At 68.9% G+C, this 14,927-nt stretch carries 15 protein-coding genes; 8 read left to right on the forward strand and 7 right to left on the reverse strand.

Annotated elements, in window-relative coordinates; all coding sequences use genetic code 11:
* Nucleotides 1-27: 27 nt before the first annotated feature.
* The 3 genes from Q4V64_RS34980 to Q4V64_RS34990 all read right to left on the reverse strand — a co-directional run bounded on the left by Q4V64_RS34980 (nucleotide 28) and on the right by Q4V64_RS34990 (nucleotide 2,811).
* Nucleotides 28-1,656: a sodium:solute symporter family protein gene (locus tag Q4V64_RS34980; protein ID WP_124439230.1), complete on the reverse strand. Its 1,629-nt coding sequence runs from the start codon at nucleotides 1,654-1,656 to the stop codon at nucleotides 28-30.
* Nucleotides 1,653-1,916, reverse strand: a complete 264-nt coding sequence (locus Q4V64_RS34985; protein WP_172629121.1) for a DUF3311 domain-containing protein — start codon at nucleotides 1,914-1,916, stop codon at nucleotides 1,653-1,655. The genes Q4V64_RS34980 and Q4V64_RS34985 overlap by 4 nt, the downstream gene beginning before the upstream one ends.
* 130 nt (nucleotides 1,917-2,046) lie before the next feature.
* Complete coding sequence (locus tag Q4V64_RS34990; protein ID WP_124439228.1) at nucleotides 2,047-2,811, reverse strand: GntR family transcriptional regulator; 765 nt, start codon at nucleotides 2,809-2,811, stop codon at nucleotides 2,047-2,049.
* Nucleotides 2,812-3,200: 389 nt separating this feature from the next.
* Between Q4V64_RS34990 and Q4V64_RS34995 the strand changes: the two genes are divergently transcribed.
* From Q4V64_RS34995 to Q4V64_RS35010, 4 genes are all read left to right on the forward strand, one after another.
* Entirely contained in the window at nucleotides 3,201-4,487 is a 1,287-nt protein-coding gene (locus tag Q4V64_RS34995) for an extracellular solute-binding protein (protein WP_124439227.1), read from the forward strand.
* Nucleotides 4,488-4,564: 77 nt separating this feature from the next.
* A complete protein-coding gene (locus Q4V64_RS35000; RefSeq protein WP_124439226.1) occupies nucleotides 4,565-5,551 on the forward strand; it encodes a sugar ABC transporter permease in 987 nt (328 codons plus the stop codon).
* Nucleotides 5,548-6,390, forward strand: coding sequence for a carbohydrate ABC transporter permease (locus Q4V64_RS35005; protein WP_124439225.1), 843 nt, complete (start codon nucleotides 5,548-5,550; stop codon nucleotides 6,388-6,390). The genes Q4V64_RS35000 and Q4V64_RS35005 overlap by 4 nt, the downstream gene beginning before the upstream one ends.
* A 9-nt stretch (nucleotides 6,391-6,399) precedes the next feature.
* Nucleotides 6,400-7,902, forward strand: coding sequence for a glycoside hydrolase family 3 protein (locus Q4V64_RS35010; protein ID WP_124439224.1), 1,503 nt, complete (start codon nucleotides 6,400-6,402; stop codon nucleotides 7,900-7,902).
* Between the two features lie 80 nt (nucleotides 7,903-7,982).
* On the opposite strand, the gene nagB is transcribed toward Q4V64_RS35010, so the two are convergent.
* Together nagB and Q4V64_RS35020 are read right to left on the reverse strand one after the other, a co-directional pair.
* The gene (gene nagB / locus Q4V64_RS35015) at nucleotides 7,983-8,768 is read right to left on the reverse strand and encodes a glucosamine-6-phosphate deaminase (RefSeq protein ID WP_124439223.1); all 786 of its coding nucleotides are present in this window, start codon (nucleotides 8,766-8,768) and stop codon (nucleotides 7,983-7,985) included.
* A gap of 98 nt (nucleotides 8,769-8,866) precedes the next feature.
* Nucleotides 8,867-9,619, reverse strand: coding sequence for an SDR family oxidoreductase (locus tag Q4V64_RS35020; protein WP_124439222.1), 753 nt, complete (start codon nucleotides 9,617-9,619; stop codon nucleotides 8,867-8,869).
* A 97-nt stretch (nucleotides 9,620-9,716) separates the two neighbouring features.
* Here Q4V64_RS35020 and Q4V64_RS35025 point away from each other — a divergent pair, with 97 nt between their 5' ends.
* The 3 genes from Q4V64_RS35025 to Q4V64_RS35035 all read left to right on the forward strand — a co-directional run bounded on the left by Q4V64_RS35025 (nucleotide 9,717) and on the right by Q4V64_RS35035 (nucleotide 12,637).
* Nucleotides 9,717-10,364: a TetR/AcrR family transcriptional regulator gene (locus Q4V64_RS35025; RefSeq protein WP_124439221.1), complete on the forward strand. Its 648-nt coding sequence runs from the start codon at nucleotides 9,717-9,719 to the stop codon at nucleotides 10,362-10,364.
* 358 nt (nucleotides 10,365-10,722) lie between these two features.
* Nucleotides 10,723-12,198, forward strand: coding sequence for a PAS domain-containing sensor histidine kinase (locus Q4V64_RS35030; RefSeq protein WP_216377583.1), 1,476 nt, complete (start codon nucleotides 10,723-10,725; stop codon nucleotides 12,196-12,198).
* 13 nt (nucleotides 12,199-12,211) lie between these two features.
* Nucleotides 12,212-12,637 carry a hypothetical protein gene (locus Q4V64_RS35035; protein WP_124439220.1) on the forward strand — a complete coding sequence of 142 codons (426 nt, stop codon included), beginning with the start codon at nucleotides 12,212-12,214 and terminating at the stop codon, nucleotides 12,635-12,637.
* Nucleotides 12,638-12,805: 168 nt separating this feature from the next.
* On the opposite strand, the gene Q4V64_RS35040 is transcribed toward Q4V64_RS35035, so the two are convergent.
* Together Q4V64_RS35040 and Q4V64_RS35045 are read right to left on the reverse strand one after the other, a co-directional pair.
* Nucleotides 12,806-13,063 carry a WhiB family transcriptional regulator gene (locus tag Q4V64_RS35040; RefSeq protein WP_006142322.1) on the reverse strand — a complete coding sequence of 86 codons (258 nt, stop codon included), beginning with the start codon at nucleotides 13,061-13,063 and terminating at the stop codon, nucleotides 12,806-12,808.
* Nucleotides 13,064-13,383: 320 nt separating this feature from the next.
* Complete coding sequence (locus Q4V64_RS35045) at nucleotides 13,384-14,352, reverse strand: diacylglycerol kinase family protein (protein ID WP_124439219.1); 969 nt, start codon at nucleotides 14,350-14,352, stop codon at nucleotides 13,384-13,386.
* Between the two features lie 116 nt (nucleotides 14,353-14,468).
* Here Q4V64_RS35045 and Q4V64_RS35050 point away from each other — a divergent pair, with 116 nt between their 5' ends.
* Entirely contained in the window at nucleotides 14,469-14,909 is a 441-nt protein-coding gene (locus Q4V64_RS35050; protein WP_124439218.1) for a hypothetical protein, read from the forward strand.
* Nucleotides 14,910-14,927 lie beyond the last annotated feature (18 nt).

The following is a 14,927-nucleotide window of genomic DNA, read 5'->3' on the forward strand; positions in this document are numbered from 1 at the left end:
GGCGGCCCCTTCGTTCCGGGGTACGGCTCAGTGCCCGGCGCCCGCCGTGGCCGGCGGCAGCTCCACCTGGACGCCCGGGTCGCCCGCGTCGGCCGTGTAGTCCTCGGGCTTGGTCTCGTCGACGCCCTCCGGGGCCTTCAGCGCCTTCAGGACGAAGGTCAGGACGACGGTGACGACCACGTTCAGCACGAACGCCGTCAGACCGATGTAGCCGATCTCGCCGATCCCGGGGATCTCCTTCGACGAGCCGCCGAAGTGCTTCTGCGTCGGCGAGGCGACGCCGTACGCGGCGACCGTGCCGTAGATCATGCCGACCGCCCAGCCGGCGAGCAGCGCCCAGCGGTGGAACCAGCGCGTGAACAGACCGCCGACCAGCGCCGGGAAGGTCTGCAGGATCCAGATGCCGCCGAGCAGCTGGAAGTTGATCGCGACCGTCTTGTCCATCGTCAGGACGAAGACCAGCGCGCCCACCTTCACCAGAAGCGAGACCAGTTTGGAAACCTTCGTCTCCTGCTCCGGCGTGGCGTCCGGCTTGATGAAGTCCTTGTAGATGTTGCGGGTGAAGAGGTTCGCGGCCGCAATGGACATGATCGCCGCCGGCACCAGCGCGCCGATGCCGATCGCCGCGAAGGCCACGCCCGCGAACCAGCTCGGGAACATGTCTTCGAACAGCTGCGGGATCGCCAACTGCCCGTTACTGACCTTGACTCCGGCCGCGATCGCCATGAAGCCCAGCAGCGCCAGCAGGCCCAGCATCAGGGAGTACAGCGGCAGGATCGTGGTGTTGCGCCGGATCACCTCACGGCTGCGCGAGGACAGCGTCGCCGTGATCGAGTGCGGGTACATGAACAGGGCCAGCGCCGAGCCCAACGCCAGCGTGGCGTACGTCCACTGGCCCGCCTCCGCCGGGACCAGCGCACCGCGCGGCGCGCCCGTCGCCGGGTTGGTCTGGCTGAACGCGTCGCCCGCCTTGGCGAAGATCTCGTCGAACCCGCCCAGCTTGATCGGGATGTAGATGATCGCCACCGCGATGACGATGTAGATCAGCGTGTCCTTCACGAACGCGATCAGCGCGGGGGCCCGCAGCCCCGACGAGTACGTGTACGCGGCCAGCACGCCGAAGGCGATCAGCAGCGGCAGGTCCTTGACGAACCAGTTGGTGTCCTCGCCGCCGCCGACGCCCATCACGTCCAGCACGGCCTGGATGCCGACCAGCTGGAGCGCGATGTACGGCATGGTCGCGAGGATGCCGGTGACGGCCACGGCGAGCGACAGCCCCTTGGAACCCCACCGGCCGCGCACGAAGTCCGAGGTCGTCACGTATCCGTGCTTGTGCGAGACGGACCACAGGCGCGGAAGGAAGGTGAAGATCAGCGGATAGACCAGGATGGTGTACGGCACGGCGAAGAAGCCGGCCGCGCCGGCCGCGTAGATCGCCGCCGGTACGGCGACGAAGGTGTACGCCGTGTACAGGTCGCCGCCGAGCAGGAACCAGGTGACCCAGGTGCCGAACGAGCGGCCGCCGAGGCCCCATTCGTCGAGGCTGTGCTCGTTCTCGGCCTTGCGCCAGCGGGCGGCCAGGAAGCCCAGGACCGTGACGGCCAGGAAGAAGAAGATGAAGACGGCGAGTGCGACGCCGTTCACGCCGTCGTTCACTGCGACGCACCGCCCTTCTGGGAGGAGCGGGCGCGCTGGTCACGCTGCCACAGCTTGTACGCGGTCATCGTGAGCGCCGTGGAGATCAGCACCCAGGCCATCTGGTACCAGTAGAAGAACGGGATGCCGATGAAGACCGGGTCCGTCTTGGCGTACGACCCCACCCACAGCATCGCCACGAAGGGCGCGACCAGGCAGACGGCGATGACGACCCTCGTGGGGGTCACCACCGTTCTGCTCACTTCCGGCTCATTGGACATCGGCGGCTCCGTCCCCTCACTGATCACCTGTGCAAGCGCAGGCAATCTAGGTCACGGTGTCGCAGATATGGAACCCCTCGTCCGCATATCGGTATGTGTCGGTTCCGTGTGCTAGCCCCGGGGCTGCGTGCTATTCCTGGGGCCGCTTGAGGCGGGCCACGAATTTGTAGCGGTCGCCCCGGTACACCGACCGCACCCACTCCACCGGCTGCCCGCCCCGGTCCAGCGAGTGCCGGGACAGCATCAGCATCGGCAGGCCCACGTCGGTGCCGAGCAGGCCGGCCTCGCGTGGAGTGGCCAGCGAGGTCTCGATGGTCTCCTCGGCCTCGGCGAGATGGACGTCGTACACCTCGGCCAACGCCGTGTAGAGGGACGTGTACTTGACCAGCGACCGGCGCAGGGCCGGGAAGCGCTTCGCGCTCAGGTGGGTCGTCTCGATGGCCATCGGCTCGCCGTTCGCCATCCGCAGCCGCTCGATGCGCAGGACGCGTCCGCCGGGCGTGATGTCGAGCAGCTCGGCGAGCCGGTCGTCGGCGGTGACGTAGCCGATGTCCAGCAGCTGAGAGGTGGGTTCGAGCCCCTGGGCGCGCATGTCCTCGGTGTACGAGGTGAGTTGGAGCGCCTGCGAGACCTTCGGCTTGGCGACGAAGGTGCCCTTGCCCTGGATGCGCTCCAGGCGCCCCTCGACCACCAGCTCCTGAAGGGCCTGGCGCACGGTGGTGCGCGAGGTGTCGAACTCGGCGGCGAGCGTCCGCTCGGGCGGCACCGGCGTGCCCGGCGACTGCGTCTCCGTCATGTCGAGCAGGTGCTTCTTCAAGCGGTAGTACTTGGGCACGCGCGCGGTACGGACACTCGCTCCACCCTCGTTCTCCGCACTGCTGACGTCGGTGCTCATCTCTGCCTTCCCGGCTTCGGGTGCCGAAGCGACCGACATCCCGTCGGCCACGGCTCACATCGTGGCACGGCAGCGTACCGGGATCTCTTCCGCACGCTCCGTGATCCCCTCTGTATACCGTCAGGACCTCCTTCTGGTCTAGTCCACCGGTGGTCCCTGCTGCCGTCAAGTGGTCTGCCCGATCTGTCGGGCTTCGTAATGAAGGGTTCCTGCATATCGCGGTCCCGTAACGGACGGCCAAAGCGCACGAGAACACCCTTGACAGGCTCATTGGTCTGGTCCAGGCTCCCCCTACTGGTCTACACCATTGGTCCAGTCCCGGCCCCGAGGGCAGACCCAGGTCAGCCACAGGGAGGCAGGGGGGTTATGGCATCCCTGAGGAGGATGGCGTGAAGCGCAAGCTGACAGTCGCGATCGGTATCGCGGGCATGATGGTCTCCATCGCGGCGTGCGGGGGCGAGGGTGGCAGCGGGGGTTCGGACAACAGCGGGGCGGACGCCAAGGAGCTGACCGTCTGGCTCACCGTCGACGCGCAGAACAACTGGCCGCAGCTGGTGAAGGCGGCCGACGCCGCGGTGCAGAAGGCGCACCCCGGCATCAAGATCAACCACGAGTACTACGGCTGGCCGGACAAGAACGCCAAGCTGGACGCCGTCCTCGCCACCGACAAGGCCCCCGACGTGGTCGAGATGGGCAACACCGAGATGCTGAGCTACATGGTCAAGGGCGCCTTCGCTCCCCTCGACCCGGCGAAGTTCGACAACTCCTCCGCCTGGCTGGACGGCCTCAAGGCCTCGGTGACCTACGACGGCAAGACCTACGGCGTCCCCTACTACGCCGGCGGCCGCGTCGCCAACTGGCGCAAGGACGTGTTCGCCTCGGTGGGCGTCAAGTCCACCCCGAAGACGTACGACGAGCTGACCGCCGCCCTGGACAAGGTCCAGAAGAAGCAGGGCGACAAGTTCAGCGCCTGGTACCAGCCCACCCGTGACTGGTACGCCGCCATGTCCTTCGTCTACGACGCCGGCGGCTCGATCGCCGTCGAGTCGGGCGGCGAGTGGAAGGCCAACCTCTCCTCGCCGGAGTCCGTCAAGGGCCTGAAGGAGTTCCAGAAGGTCGTCTCCAAGTACATGCACGGCGACAAGACCAAGGACGAGTCCGACCGTTACATCGTCTACGGCCAGGGCAAGTCCGGCATGATCTTCGCCCCCGCCTGGGAGGGCGCGACCGCGGCCGCCCCGGAGAACGACAAGACCGGCAAGCTCAAGGGCAACGTCGAGAACTTCGTGATGCCCGGCCCGTCCGGCAAGAACCTCCCCGTCTTCCTGGGCGGCAGCGACCTCGCCGTCCCGGTGAAGTCCGACGCGCAGGCCGTCGCCGCCGAGTGGATCAACGCGTTCACCGGCCCCTCCGGCCAGAAGGGCCTGATCGCCAAGGGCAACCTGCCCAACAACAAGACCGACCTCGCCACGCTCAAGAGCGACCCGGAGACGGCGGTCCCGGCCACCGCGGCCGAGTCCAACTGGTTCGTCCCGATGGCACCGGGCTGGGGCCAGGTCGAGAAGGCCCAGGTCCTGCAGGCCATGCTGCAGAACATCGGCACCGGCAAGAAGTCGGTCGAGGCCGCCGCGAAGGACGCGGACGCCGCGATCGACAAGGTCATCAACTCCAAGTGACCACCGGCAGGGCCCTGTTGTGACGGGCGGGGCCCTGCTTCTCGTACGACCCTGAGGGACCGCTGAGGAGCGCGCGGATGACTGCCGCAGACACGACCACCCCTGCCAAGGTGCCGCCGCCGCGGCAGGCGCCGCCACCACGTCTTCCGGACGCACCCCCCAGGAAGCCGACGTCGAGCGGGGCCGGCACCCCCTGGCTGCTGCTCGCCCCCTGCCTGCTGATCCTGGCGCTCGTCCTCGGCTATCCGCTGGTCCGCCTGGTCACCCTCTCCTTCCAGAAGTTCGGGCAGTCCCAGCTGTGGGGCTTCCAGCCGGCCGAGTCGGTCGGGTTCGACAACTTCACCAAGGTGCTGGGCGACGGCGAGTTCTGGGCGGTCGTCGTACGGACCATCGTCTTCGCGGCCGGCTGCGTCATCTTCACGATGGTCGTCGGCATGCTGATCGCGCTGCTGCTCCAGCGGGTCTCCGGCTGGGTGAAGACGCTGGTCAACATCGCGCTGGTGGCCAGTTGGGGTATGCCGATCATCGTCGCCACCACGGTCTTCAAGTGGCTGTTCGACGCGGACTACGGCATCCTCAACGCGCTCCTCAGCAAGCTGCCCGGTGTGGAGATGATCGGCCACAACTGGTTCGCCAGCGGGCCGCAGGGACTGGCCGTGATCATGCTGCTGGTGGTCTGGGGGGCCGTGCCCTTCGTGGTGATCACCCTGAGCGCCGGTCTCACCCAGGTGCCGAAGGAGATGGAAGAGGCGGCCAGGCTCGACGGCGCGGGCGCCTGGGGCGTCTTCCGTTACGTCACCCTCCCCATCCTCAAGCCGATCATCGTGATGGTCACCACCCTGTCGGTCATCTGGGACATGGGCGTCTTCCCGCAGGTCTTCGTGATGCGCAACGGTCACCCGGAGGCCGAGTTCCAGCTTCTGACCACTTACTCCTACGACCGCGCCTTCGTGGTCAACGACTACGCGCAGGGCTCGGCGATCGCCCTGCTCACCGTGGTGTTGCTGCTCGGCGTGGTCGCCGTCTACATGCGCCAGATGCTGAAGATCGGAGAGGTCGAATGAGCGCACTGACGACTCCCGTGCACCGGAAGTCGAAGGCCGGCTGGAACCTCCTCGGTCTCCTCGTGTTCGTCACCGCCGGCTTCCCCGTCTACTGGATGCTCAATACGGCGTTCAAGCCGGCCAAGGACGCCATCGACCCGGACCCGAGCGTGCTGCCCACGGGCCTCACCCTGTCCAACTTCAGCCGGGCGCTGGACATCGCCGACTTCTGGGGCTCGGTGGGCCGCAGCCTGGTCGTGTCCCTCGCGGTGGTCGTGATCGGCATGGTCGTCGGCATGCTGGCAGCGCTCGCCATCTCCCGGTTCGCCTTCCGCGGCCGGAAGATCGTGATCGTGGGCATCCTCGCGGTCCAGATGGTCCCGCTGGTCGCGATGATCATCCCGGTCTTCCTGCTCCTGAACGACCTGGGCCAGTACGACCGGCTGACGGGCCTGATCATCACCTACCTGACCTTCATCCTCCCCTTCACGGTGTGGACGCTTCGCGGCTTCATCGTCAACATCCCGAGGGAGCTGGAGGAGGCGGCGATGGTCGACGGCTGCTCCCGCACCAGCGCCTTCGTCCGGGTCGTGTTCCCTCTGCTGGCCCCCGGCATGGTCGCCACCTCGGTCTACGGCTTCATCCAGGCCTGGAACGAGTACCTGTACGCCCTCATGCTGCTCAGCCAGAAGAACCAGACCGCGACCGTCTGGCTCGGCAACTTCTCCACCAAGCACGGCACCGAATACGCCCCGATGATGGCCGGATCCACCATGATGGCCGTGCCGATCGTCGTCCTGTTCCTCCTCGTCCAGCGCAAGATGGCCGCGGGCCTGACCGCGGGCGCCGTGAAGGGATAACGCCACCCGATGACGACACTCGCCCGCAGTGCGGACACCTTGACTCGCGATGCCCTCACCGTCCTCCAGCCCGGCTTCCCGGGCACCACCGCCCCCGACTGGCTGTTGCGCCGCCTCGGTGAGGGCCTCGCCTCGGTCGGCCTGTTCGGCCGCAACATCGCCACTCCCGATCAACTGGCCGCTCTGACCGCCCGGTTGCGCGCCGAACGCGACGACGTCCTCGTCGCGATCGACGAGGAGGGCGGCGACGTCACCCGCCTGGAGGTGCGAACCGGCTCCTCCTTCCCCGGCAACCACGCGCTGGGCGCGGTGGACGACGTGGAGTTGACGCGGGAGGTGGCCTTCGAACTCGGCCGCCGCCTCGCCGCCTGCGGGGCGAACCTCAACTGGGCCCCGTCGGCCGACGTGAACTCCAACCCCTCGAACCCGGTGATCGGCGTACGGTCCTTCGGCGCCGACCCCGATCTGGTCGCCCGGCACACGGCGGCCTACGTCACCGGCCTCCAGTCGGCGGGAGTCGCCGCCTGCACGAAGCACTTCCCCGGCCACGGCGACACGGCGATCGACTCCCACCACGCGCTGCCGCGGATCGACGCGGGACCGGAGGTGCTGTCGGACCGCGAACTCGCCCCGTTCCGCGCGGCGATCGCCGCAGGCACCCGCGCGGTGATGACCGCCCACATCCTGGTCCCGACCCTGGACCCGGACCGCCCCGCCACGCTCTCCCGCGGGATCCTGACCGACCTGCTGCGCGGCGACCTCGGCTACGACGGTCTGATCGTCACCGACGGCATGGAAATGCAGGCCATCGCCGGCACCTACGGCATCGAACGCGGCAGCGTCCTCGCCCTCGCGGCCGGCGCCGACGCCATCTGCGTGGGCGGCGGCCTGGCGGACGACGAGACGGTACGACGCCTGCGCGACGCCCTGATCACAGCCGTACGCTCCGGTGAACTCCCCGAGGAACGCCTGGCGGACGCGGCGGAACGGGTCCGGGCCCTGGCCCGGTGGACGGCGTCGGCAGCCGGGGGAGCCCCGCGGGAGGCGGTCGCCCAGGAGTCCGCCGGCGGCGACGTCGGCCTGCGCGCGGCCCGCCGCGCCCTGCGCCTCACCGGCGCCGAGCACTTCACCCCGCTCACCGAACCGCCCTACGTCGCCGCCCTCACCCCGATGGCGAACATCGCCGTCGGCGACGAGACCCCTTGGGGCGTGGCCGCGGAACTCTCCCGCCTGCTCCCCGGCACGGAGACCGGGACCTTCACCGACGAGGACGCCGCACGTACGGCGTTGCGGGCGGCCGGACCACGCCGCATCGTGGCCGTCGTCCGCGACGAACACCGCCACCCCTGGATGGCAGCGGCCCTCGACACCCTGCTCGCGGCCCGCCCTGACACGATCGTCGTCGAAATGGGCCTCCCCCAGGCCACCCCGCGAGGCGCCCTCCACCTCGCCACCCACGGCGCGGCCCGTGTCTGCGGCCGGGCGGCAGCGGAGATCATCGCGGGCGCGTAGAGACACCACGAAGGCGCCGGGCCCCTGTTCAGGAGCCCGGCGCCTTTCCCGTGCGATGCGGGCCGCGCCCCTGAATTCCCTTAAATCCCCTGCCAGTCAGGCTTGTTGGCATAGGTATGGCGGAAGTACTCCGCGAGCTTCAACTTGGACGCGGCGGCCTCGTCGACCACCACCGTCGCGTGCGGGTGCAACTGGAGCGCGGAGGCCGGGCACACGGCCGCCACCGGTCCCTCGACGGTCGCCGCGATCGCGTCCGCCTTGCCCTCGCCGGTCGCCAGCAGCACCAGGTGCCGCGCCTCCAGGATCGTCCCGATGCCCTGCGTGATCACGTGCTGCGGCACCTGCTCGATGTCCCCGTCGAAGAAGCGGGCGTTGTCGATCCGGGTCTGCTCGGTCAGCGTCTTGATCCGCGTCCGCGAGGCCAGCGACGAGCACGGCTCGTTGAACCCTATGTGTCCGTCGGTCCCGATCCCGAGCAACTGCAGATCCACCCCTCCGGCCTCGGCCAACGCCCTGTCGTACGCCTCGCACGCCCCCGGCACGTCCTCGGCCGTGCCGTCCGGCCCCATGAACGCGTCCATTCCGATCCCCAGCGGCTCGAGCACCTCGCGCCGCAGGACCGAGCGGTACGACTCCGGGTGCTCGGCCGGCAGCCCCACGTATTCGTCGAGCTGCGCGATCCGCGCCCGCGAGGCATCCACGGCACCGGCACGCACCTTCGCGGCCAGCGCCTGATAGATAGGCAGCGGCGTCGAGCCGGTGGCCACGCCGAGCAGGGCGTCGGGCTTGCGCCGGAGCAGCTGCGCCATGGCCTCGGCGATCAGCTCGCCGCCCGACCTGGCGTCCGGAACTATGACAACTTCCACGCTGGGCCTGCCGATCTGAAAGACATGTGGTGTAGACCAATCTAACAGAATCGGCCCACCCGGCCGAGATGCTGCCATCAACGTCTGTCCAGGTCCCCCTAGCTCTGTGAACCTCCCGTAACGTCCACCCAGCTCCCCGTCACCCACCGTCCCCCGTCCGACGCCAGGAACGCCACCACATCCGCCACGTCGGCCGTCTCCCCCACCCGGCCCAGCGCGGACAGCGCCGCCAGCTGCTCCCGCGCGTCCTCGCTCGCGTGCAGCAGTTCATATGTGCCGTCGGTGGCTATGACCCCCGGCGCCACCGAGTTCACGGTGATGTTCCGAGGGCCCAGCACCTTGGACAGGTACTGGGAGAAGACGTCCAGAGCGCCCTTCGTCATGGCGTACGCAATGGCGTTCGGCATCTTCGCGCTCCGGGCCAGCCCCGACGAGACGTTGATGACCCGGCCGCCGTCGCGCAGGCGGGTCATGCCGTGCTTGACGAGGAGGAAGGGCGCCTTCACGTTCACCGCGAAGACCCTGTCGTACTCCGCCTCGTCGATCTCCTCGATCGGCCGGGTGTTGCCGATGCCGGCGTTGTTCACCAGGATGTCCAGCCCGTCCGCGTGCCGGTCGAACTCCTCCCACAGGGCCTCGGCGTCCCCGGGCGCCCCCAGCTCCACGCCGATCGCGAAGGCCGAGCCACCCGCCGCCTCGATCGCGGCGACTGTCTCCTTCGCCGCCGCCTCGTTCCTGCCGTAGTGCACCGCGACCCGTGCGCCGTCGCGTCCGAGCCGCTCCGCGATCCCGCGTCCGATGCCCCTGCTCGCCCCGGTGACCAGAGCCGTCCTGCCCGCAAGCACGCCCATGTCGGCGCCTCCTTCGCAATTCCCTAGCGGTCGCTACAGAAAAGACCGTACAACACGTCGGCGACATTTCTCTAGCACCCGCTATACAATTCACTCCATGGTGAGCAGCGAGGGCACGAAGGCGCAGGTCAAGCCCGTATCCAAGCCCCGAGGCCGCCCCCGCTCCTTCGACCGCGAGACCGCCCTGGAGAAGGCGCTCCTCGCCTTCTGGCAGCACGGCTACGAGGCCACCTCGGTCTCCGACCTCACACGCGTGATGGACATCGGCGCCCCGAGCCTCTACGCGGCCTTCGGTGACAAGCGGTCACTGTTCGAGGAAGTCGTCCGGGAGTACAGCGCGAAGTACGGCTCCTTCGGCGACCGCGCCCTCGCCGAGGAACCCACCGCCCGCGCCGCGGTCGAGCGCACGCTGCGCGAGGCCGCCGTCGAGTACACCGACCCCGCCCACCCGTACGGATGTCTCGTCATCCACGCGGCCATCAACTGCACGACCTCCGAGGTCGAGGGGTCCCTCCGTGAGCGGCGCAACGCCACCGTCGCCGCGTTCGAGCGCCGCATCCGGGCGGACGTCGCCGCGGGCCTGCTCCCGGCCGGCACCGACGCCGCCGCCCTCGCCCGGCACACCGGAGCGATGCTCCAGGGCATGTCCCAACAGGCGCGCGACGGCGCGAGCCGCGAGGAGTTGGAGGCGCTCGCGGAAATTGCCATGGCCATCTGGCCCCGCACAGGAACCCGTACGGGTTAGGCTGCTTGAGAAAGCCTCAACAACAAACAGCCTCCAACGCATGGACACACATAGTGGTCTAGTCCACAATGCGTAGAGGTGGCTGAAGCAGAGACAGCCGAAGCAGAGACAACTGAAGACGAACAGGCTTCCGTCCTCCCCGCACAGGAGGGCGGACCGAGGAACCGGAGCTCTCTGCCCTGACTGCCCCGGCTCCTCATCCTTCGGCCGACCGGGACCGCACACCCCACGGCCGATATTGCTCCGGGCTGCGGTGCCGGGAGGGTTGAGGGTCCCTCTCAGGCGCCGCGGCCCGCGGGTGTCTTCCGGGCCGGTCGTATTTTCAGGCCGGTCCCCTTGCCCGGGTACGCTCGCACATGTGCCCTCCATGAACGAACTGGTCCGCCAGCACACCGCCCTCGACGTCTCCGACCTCGAGTGGCTGCACCTGCTGGTCTCGGAGTGGCAGCTGCTCTCCGACCTCTCCTTCGCCGACCTCGTCCTGTGGGTCCCCACCCGCGACGGCACCCGGTACGTCTCGGTCGCCCAGATGCGCCCCAACACCGGCCCCACCTCGTACCAGGACGACATGGTCGGCCACCTCGTCCCGCGCGGCCGCCGGCCCATGCTGGACGCCGCCCTGGACGAGGGCCGGATCGTGCGCGAGGGCGACCCGGAGTGGCGCGAGGAGGTCCCGGTCCGCGTCGAGTCGATTCCCGTACGACGGGAGGGCCGCGTCCTCGGCGTCATCGCGCGCAACACCAACCTCCTCACCGTGCGCACCCCGAGCCGCCTGGAGCTGACGTATCTCCAGAGCGCCTCGGACCTCGCGCAGATGATCGCGGCCGGCTCCTTCCCGTTCGCGAACCAGCAGGTCGACATGGACGCCTCGCCCCGCGTCGGCGACGGCCTGATCCGCCTCGACGCGGAGGGCCTCGTCCAGTACGCCTCTCCGAACGCCCTGTCCGCCTACCACCGCCTCGGCCTCGCCTCCGACCTCGTCGGCCACCACCTCGGCAAGACCACCGCCGAACTCGCCCCGACCCACGGACCAGTGGACGAGGCGCTCGCCAAGGTCGCCAGTGGCTGGGCGCCGCGCGAGTTCGAGATCGAGTCGCCCTACGGGGTGATCCAGTTCCGCGCGATCCCGCTCAAGCCCAAGGGCACCCGGATCGGGTCACTGGTCCTGCTCCGGGACGTCACCGAACTGCGCCGCCGCGAGCGCGAGTTGATCACCAAGGACGCGACGATCCGGGAGATCCACCACCGCGTCAAGAACAACCTCCAGACGGTGGCGGCGCTGCTCCGGCTCCAGGCCCGGCGCATCGAGTCCGATCGCGGCCGTGAAGCCCTGGAAGAGGCGGTACGGCGGGTCGGCTCGATCGCGATCGTGCACGAGACGCTCTCCCAGAACCTGGACGAGCGCGTGGAGTTCGACGAGATCGCCGACCGCGTCCTCGCGATGGTCGCCGAGATCTCGCCGGGCAAGGTCGCCGGCCGGCGCACCGGTCGCTTCGGCATCCTGGACGCCGAGGTCGCCACGCCCCTGTCGATGGTCCTGACCGAGATCCTCCAGAACGCCCTGGAACACGGTTTCCGCGAGGGCGACACGGGCACCGTCGAGGTCTCCGCGGTCCGCGGCGGCAACACGAAGGAGGCCCGCCTCCTGGTCACCGTCCAGGACGACGGCGTCGGTCTGCCCGAAGGCTTCGACCCGCACACCGGGGGCAACCTCGGGCTGCAGATCGTACGGACCCTGGTGGAGGGCGAGTTGGGGGGCACGTTCGACATGGTCCCGGCACCGGACGGGGGCACGCGGGTGATCCTGGACATCCCGGTGGGGGCGAACAAGTAACGGGGAGCGGGCGGTGGACGTCGACATCGAGGAGTGGGCACGCGGAGCACGGCCGGCGATCCACGACATGATCGGCCGCCTGGGCGGCGACGTCGAGGCATTCGACCGCGATCCGCTGACCGCCGTACCGCTGTTGGACGACTTCGTCCTGCGGATTCCGTGGCAGGAGTTCGAGGAGGACGACTGGGTCTGGCTGAGCGCGCAACTGACGGCGTTCATCGCGGAAGTACTCGTCCAGCGCTACGGCGGAGTGTGGAAGGCCGTGTCCGACACGTCGGCTCCCCGGGGCTGGATGCCGGTCATCGAGGTCCTCGGCAGCGATCAGATCCCGCGCCAGGTCGCCCCGACGGCGCTCGTGCACGAGGAACTCCACCCGGTGCCCCAGCGGATCCCGCGGCTGATCGAGCGGGCCGTGACGCTCGCCGGCCACCGTCTTTGACACTTCCGGACAGCAAAGAGCCCCGGCCCGTTCAGGGGGCCGGGGCAACATGCTCGTTGCCAGCATTTGCTGCGCATCGGGGGTACTGCGCGCTGCGGCTCGGGGGCGGGAGGATGCGTACTCGCTGTACGCGCCGCCAAGCTCAGGCTGTTTGCGGGGCGGGTGTTGTCAGGCGGAGGCCTGACGGGCCCGGTTGCGGGCGGCGCGGCGCTTCATGGCGCGGCGCTCGTCCTCGCTGAGACCACCCCAGACGCCGGAGTCCTGGCCGGACTCGAGCGCCCACTGCAGGCACTGATCCATAACGGGGCAGCGACGGCAGACGGCCTTGGCTTCCTCGATCTGCAGCAGCGCAGGACCGGTGTTGCCGATGGGGAAGAAGAGCTCGGGGTCTTCCTCGCGGCAAACGGCGTTGTGACGCCAGTCCATGGCTGCTACCTCTCCTTGGTATTACATGCGGGTTGCTTGTGAATGTGAACGCTTTCACGAATCCCTCAACAAGTGAAGGGCCGATCGCCAGGTTCCCTGGCGTGGGTCCTGTGAGTTGAAGAGGGGTTCTGGTGATCAGTGGAGGCCGATGTTGCGGGCCGTCCCGATCGCCACGTAGAGACTCGCAAACCTCAGCGGCGGATACAACCCCTTCCGGAAAGTTTTTTTTGATTCCTCGGTGTCGACTAGGTCACAGCCGTACTTCCATGGGGTGGATCCTGGCCTAAACGTTCGAGTGAAAGGACTTTAGCCCCTTCTGCTCACACAATCACACGCAGTGCACGGCGTACGCCTGTGAACGTCACGCTCGTACGCAGCCCGAGGTGGTCGCCGTCCATCTGAAGGGGGAGCGACACCTTCGAATGCAAGGTGAACTCACTCAGGTCATGCAGGGATGCGGCGTGCTTGCCATGGGGTCCCCGCTCGGGGGACGAAGTGAGCAACTGGGTGCCATACCGGGCAACCGCGGTCGTCGACAGGCGGCTGAGACCGAATACGTCGAGCCCGGTATCGAACGAGGCCTTAGGTGACGCGTAGATCGGGCGATTGCCCAGAAACGTCCACGGGGAGGTGTTCGAGACTATGGAGAGGACCAGATCGGTGATCGGCTCTTCGTCCGTCCGCTCCAGCGTTATCGTGCCGTGCCGGCGGTTGGGCTCGCCGAAGAGCTGGCGCATCACCTGACGTACGTAAAGAGCGTGTGTGGACTTCTTGCCGCGCTCGCGGTGCTGCTCGACCCGCCCGACCACTCCGGCGTCGAAGCCGAGCCCCGCGTTGAAGGTGAACCAGCGCGCCGGCACCGCCTCGTCCTCCGAGCCGGGCGTGCCCGAGGCCAGCCCCAGTCCGACCGTACGTTCGCTGCCCTCGCGCAGGGCGTCCAGCAGGGCGCCGGTGGCCTCCACCGCGTCGTTGGGCAGCCCCAGGGCGCGGGCGAAGACGTTGGTGGAGCCGCCGGGGACCACCGCGAGGCCGGGCAGGCGGTCCGGGTCGGGGCCCGCGTGCAGCAGGCCGTTGACGACCTCGTTGACCGTGCCGTCGCCGCCGAGGGCCACGACCAGGTCGACGTCCGCACTGTCCGCCGCCTGCCGGCCCAGGTCGCGGGCGTGGCCGCGGTACTCGGTGGTGACCGCTTCGAGTTTCATCTCGCTGGCGAGCGCGTGGATCAGGACGTCGCGCGTACGTGCGCTTGTGGTGGTTGCTGCCGGATTGACCACGAGAAGTGCACGCATGGGTTGCAGGGTACCTACTGGGCGGTACCGGGCACAGGGCGAGGTAGGGATCAAGTAATACTTCGGTGCGTGAACCTCACCACGGGGGCGTGCGCCGCGAGGGCTACCCTGCTGGGGTGAGCAGTGAGAAGACCCCCACCGCGCCCGAAACCGCCGGTCCGCGCCCGCGGCGCCTGACGTATGCCGCCGCGCTCGCCGCGCTGGAGGGGCTCGCGCTGGTGGTCGGCGGGGTCTGGATCGCCGTCCTCGGCCTCATGGGCGACGCGGACGACCGGCAGCAGGCCGTCACCGGCGGTGTGACGCTGATCGTGCTCGCGCTGCTGCCGCTGCTCGCCGCCCGCGGGCTGCTCGGCCGGCGCAGCTGGAGCCGGGGCCCGGCCGTGATCACGCAGCTCATGGCGCTGCCGGTGGCCTACAACCTGCTTCAGGCGGACAGCGTGGCGATTCCGGCGGGGATCGCGCTCGCGCTCGTGGCCGTCACCGCGCTCTTCCTGCTCATCAATGCCGAGACGACCCGGGCCCTCGGGATCCGGGGGCCCGGCAACGCACGGGAGTAATCGCTGCGGGAATGGCCC

It is taken from the genome of Streptomyces sp. NL15-2K, assembly GCF_030551255.1.
Taxonomy (GTDB): domain Bacteria; phylum Actinomycetota; class Actinomycetes; order Streptomycetales; family Streptomycetaceae; genus Streptomyces.

What these genes read in the sequence shown, in the direction of transcription:
- Q4V64_RS34985 (WP_172629121.1), bottom strand. Translation starts at nt 1,916, where the DNA reads ATGTCCAATGAGCCGGAAGTGAGCAGAACGGTGGTGACCCCCACGAGG.
- Q4V64_RS34990 (WP_124439228.1), bottom strand. Translation starts at nt 2,811, where the DNA reads ATGAGCACCGACGTCAGCAGTGCGGAGAACGAGGGTGGAGCGAGTGTC.
- Q4V64_RS35000 (WP_124439226.1), top strand. Translation starts at nt 4,565, where the DNA reads ATGACTGCCGCAGACACGACCACCCCTGCCAAGGTGCCGCCGCCGCGG.
- Q4V64_RS35005 (WP_124439225.1), top strand. Translation starts at nt 5,548, where the DNA reads ATGAGCGCACTGACGACTCCCGTGCACCGGAAGTCGAAGGCCGGCTGG.
- Q4V64_RS35010 (WP_124439224.1), top strand. Translation starts at nt 6,400, where the DNA reads ATGACGACACTCGCCCGCAGTGCGGACACCTTGACTCGCGATGCCCTC.
- Q4V64_RS35020 (WP_124439222.1), bottom strand. Translation starts at nt 9,619, where the DNA reads ATGGGCGTGCTTGCGGGCAGGACGGCTCTGGTCACCGGGGCGAGCAGG.
- Q4V64_RS35025 (WP_124439221.1), top strand. Translation starts at nt 9,717, where the DNA reads ATGGTGAGCAGCGAGGGCACGAAGGCGCAGGTCAAGCCCGTATCCAAG.
- Q4V64_RS35040 (WP_006142322.1), bottom strand. Translation starts at nt 13,063, where the DNA reads ATGGACTGGCGTCACAACGCCGTTTGCCGCGAGGAAGACCCCGAGCTC.
- Q4V64_RS35045 (WP_124439219.1), bottom strand. Translation starts at nt 14,352, where the DNA reads ATGCGTGCACTTCTCGTGGTCAATCCGGCAGCAACCACCACAAGCGCA.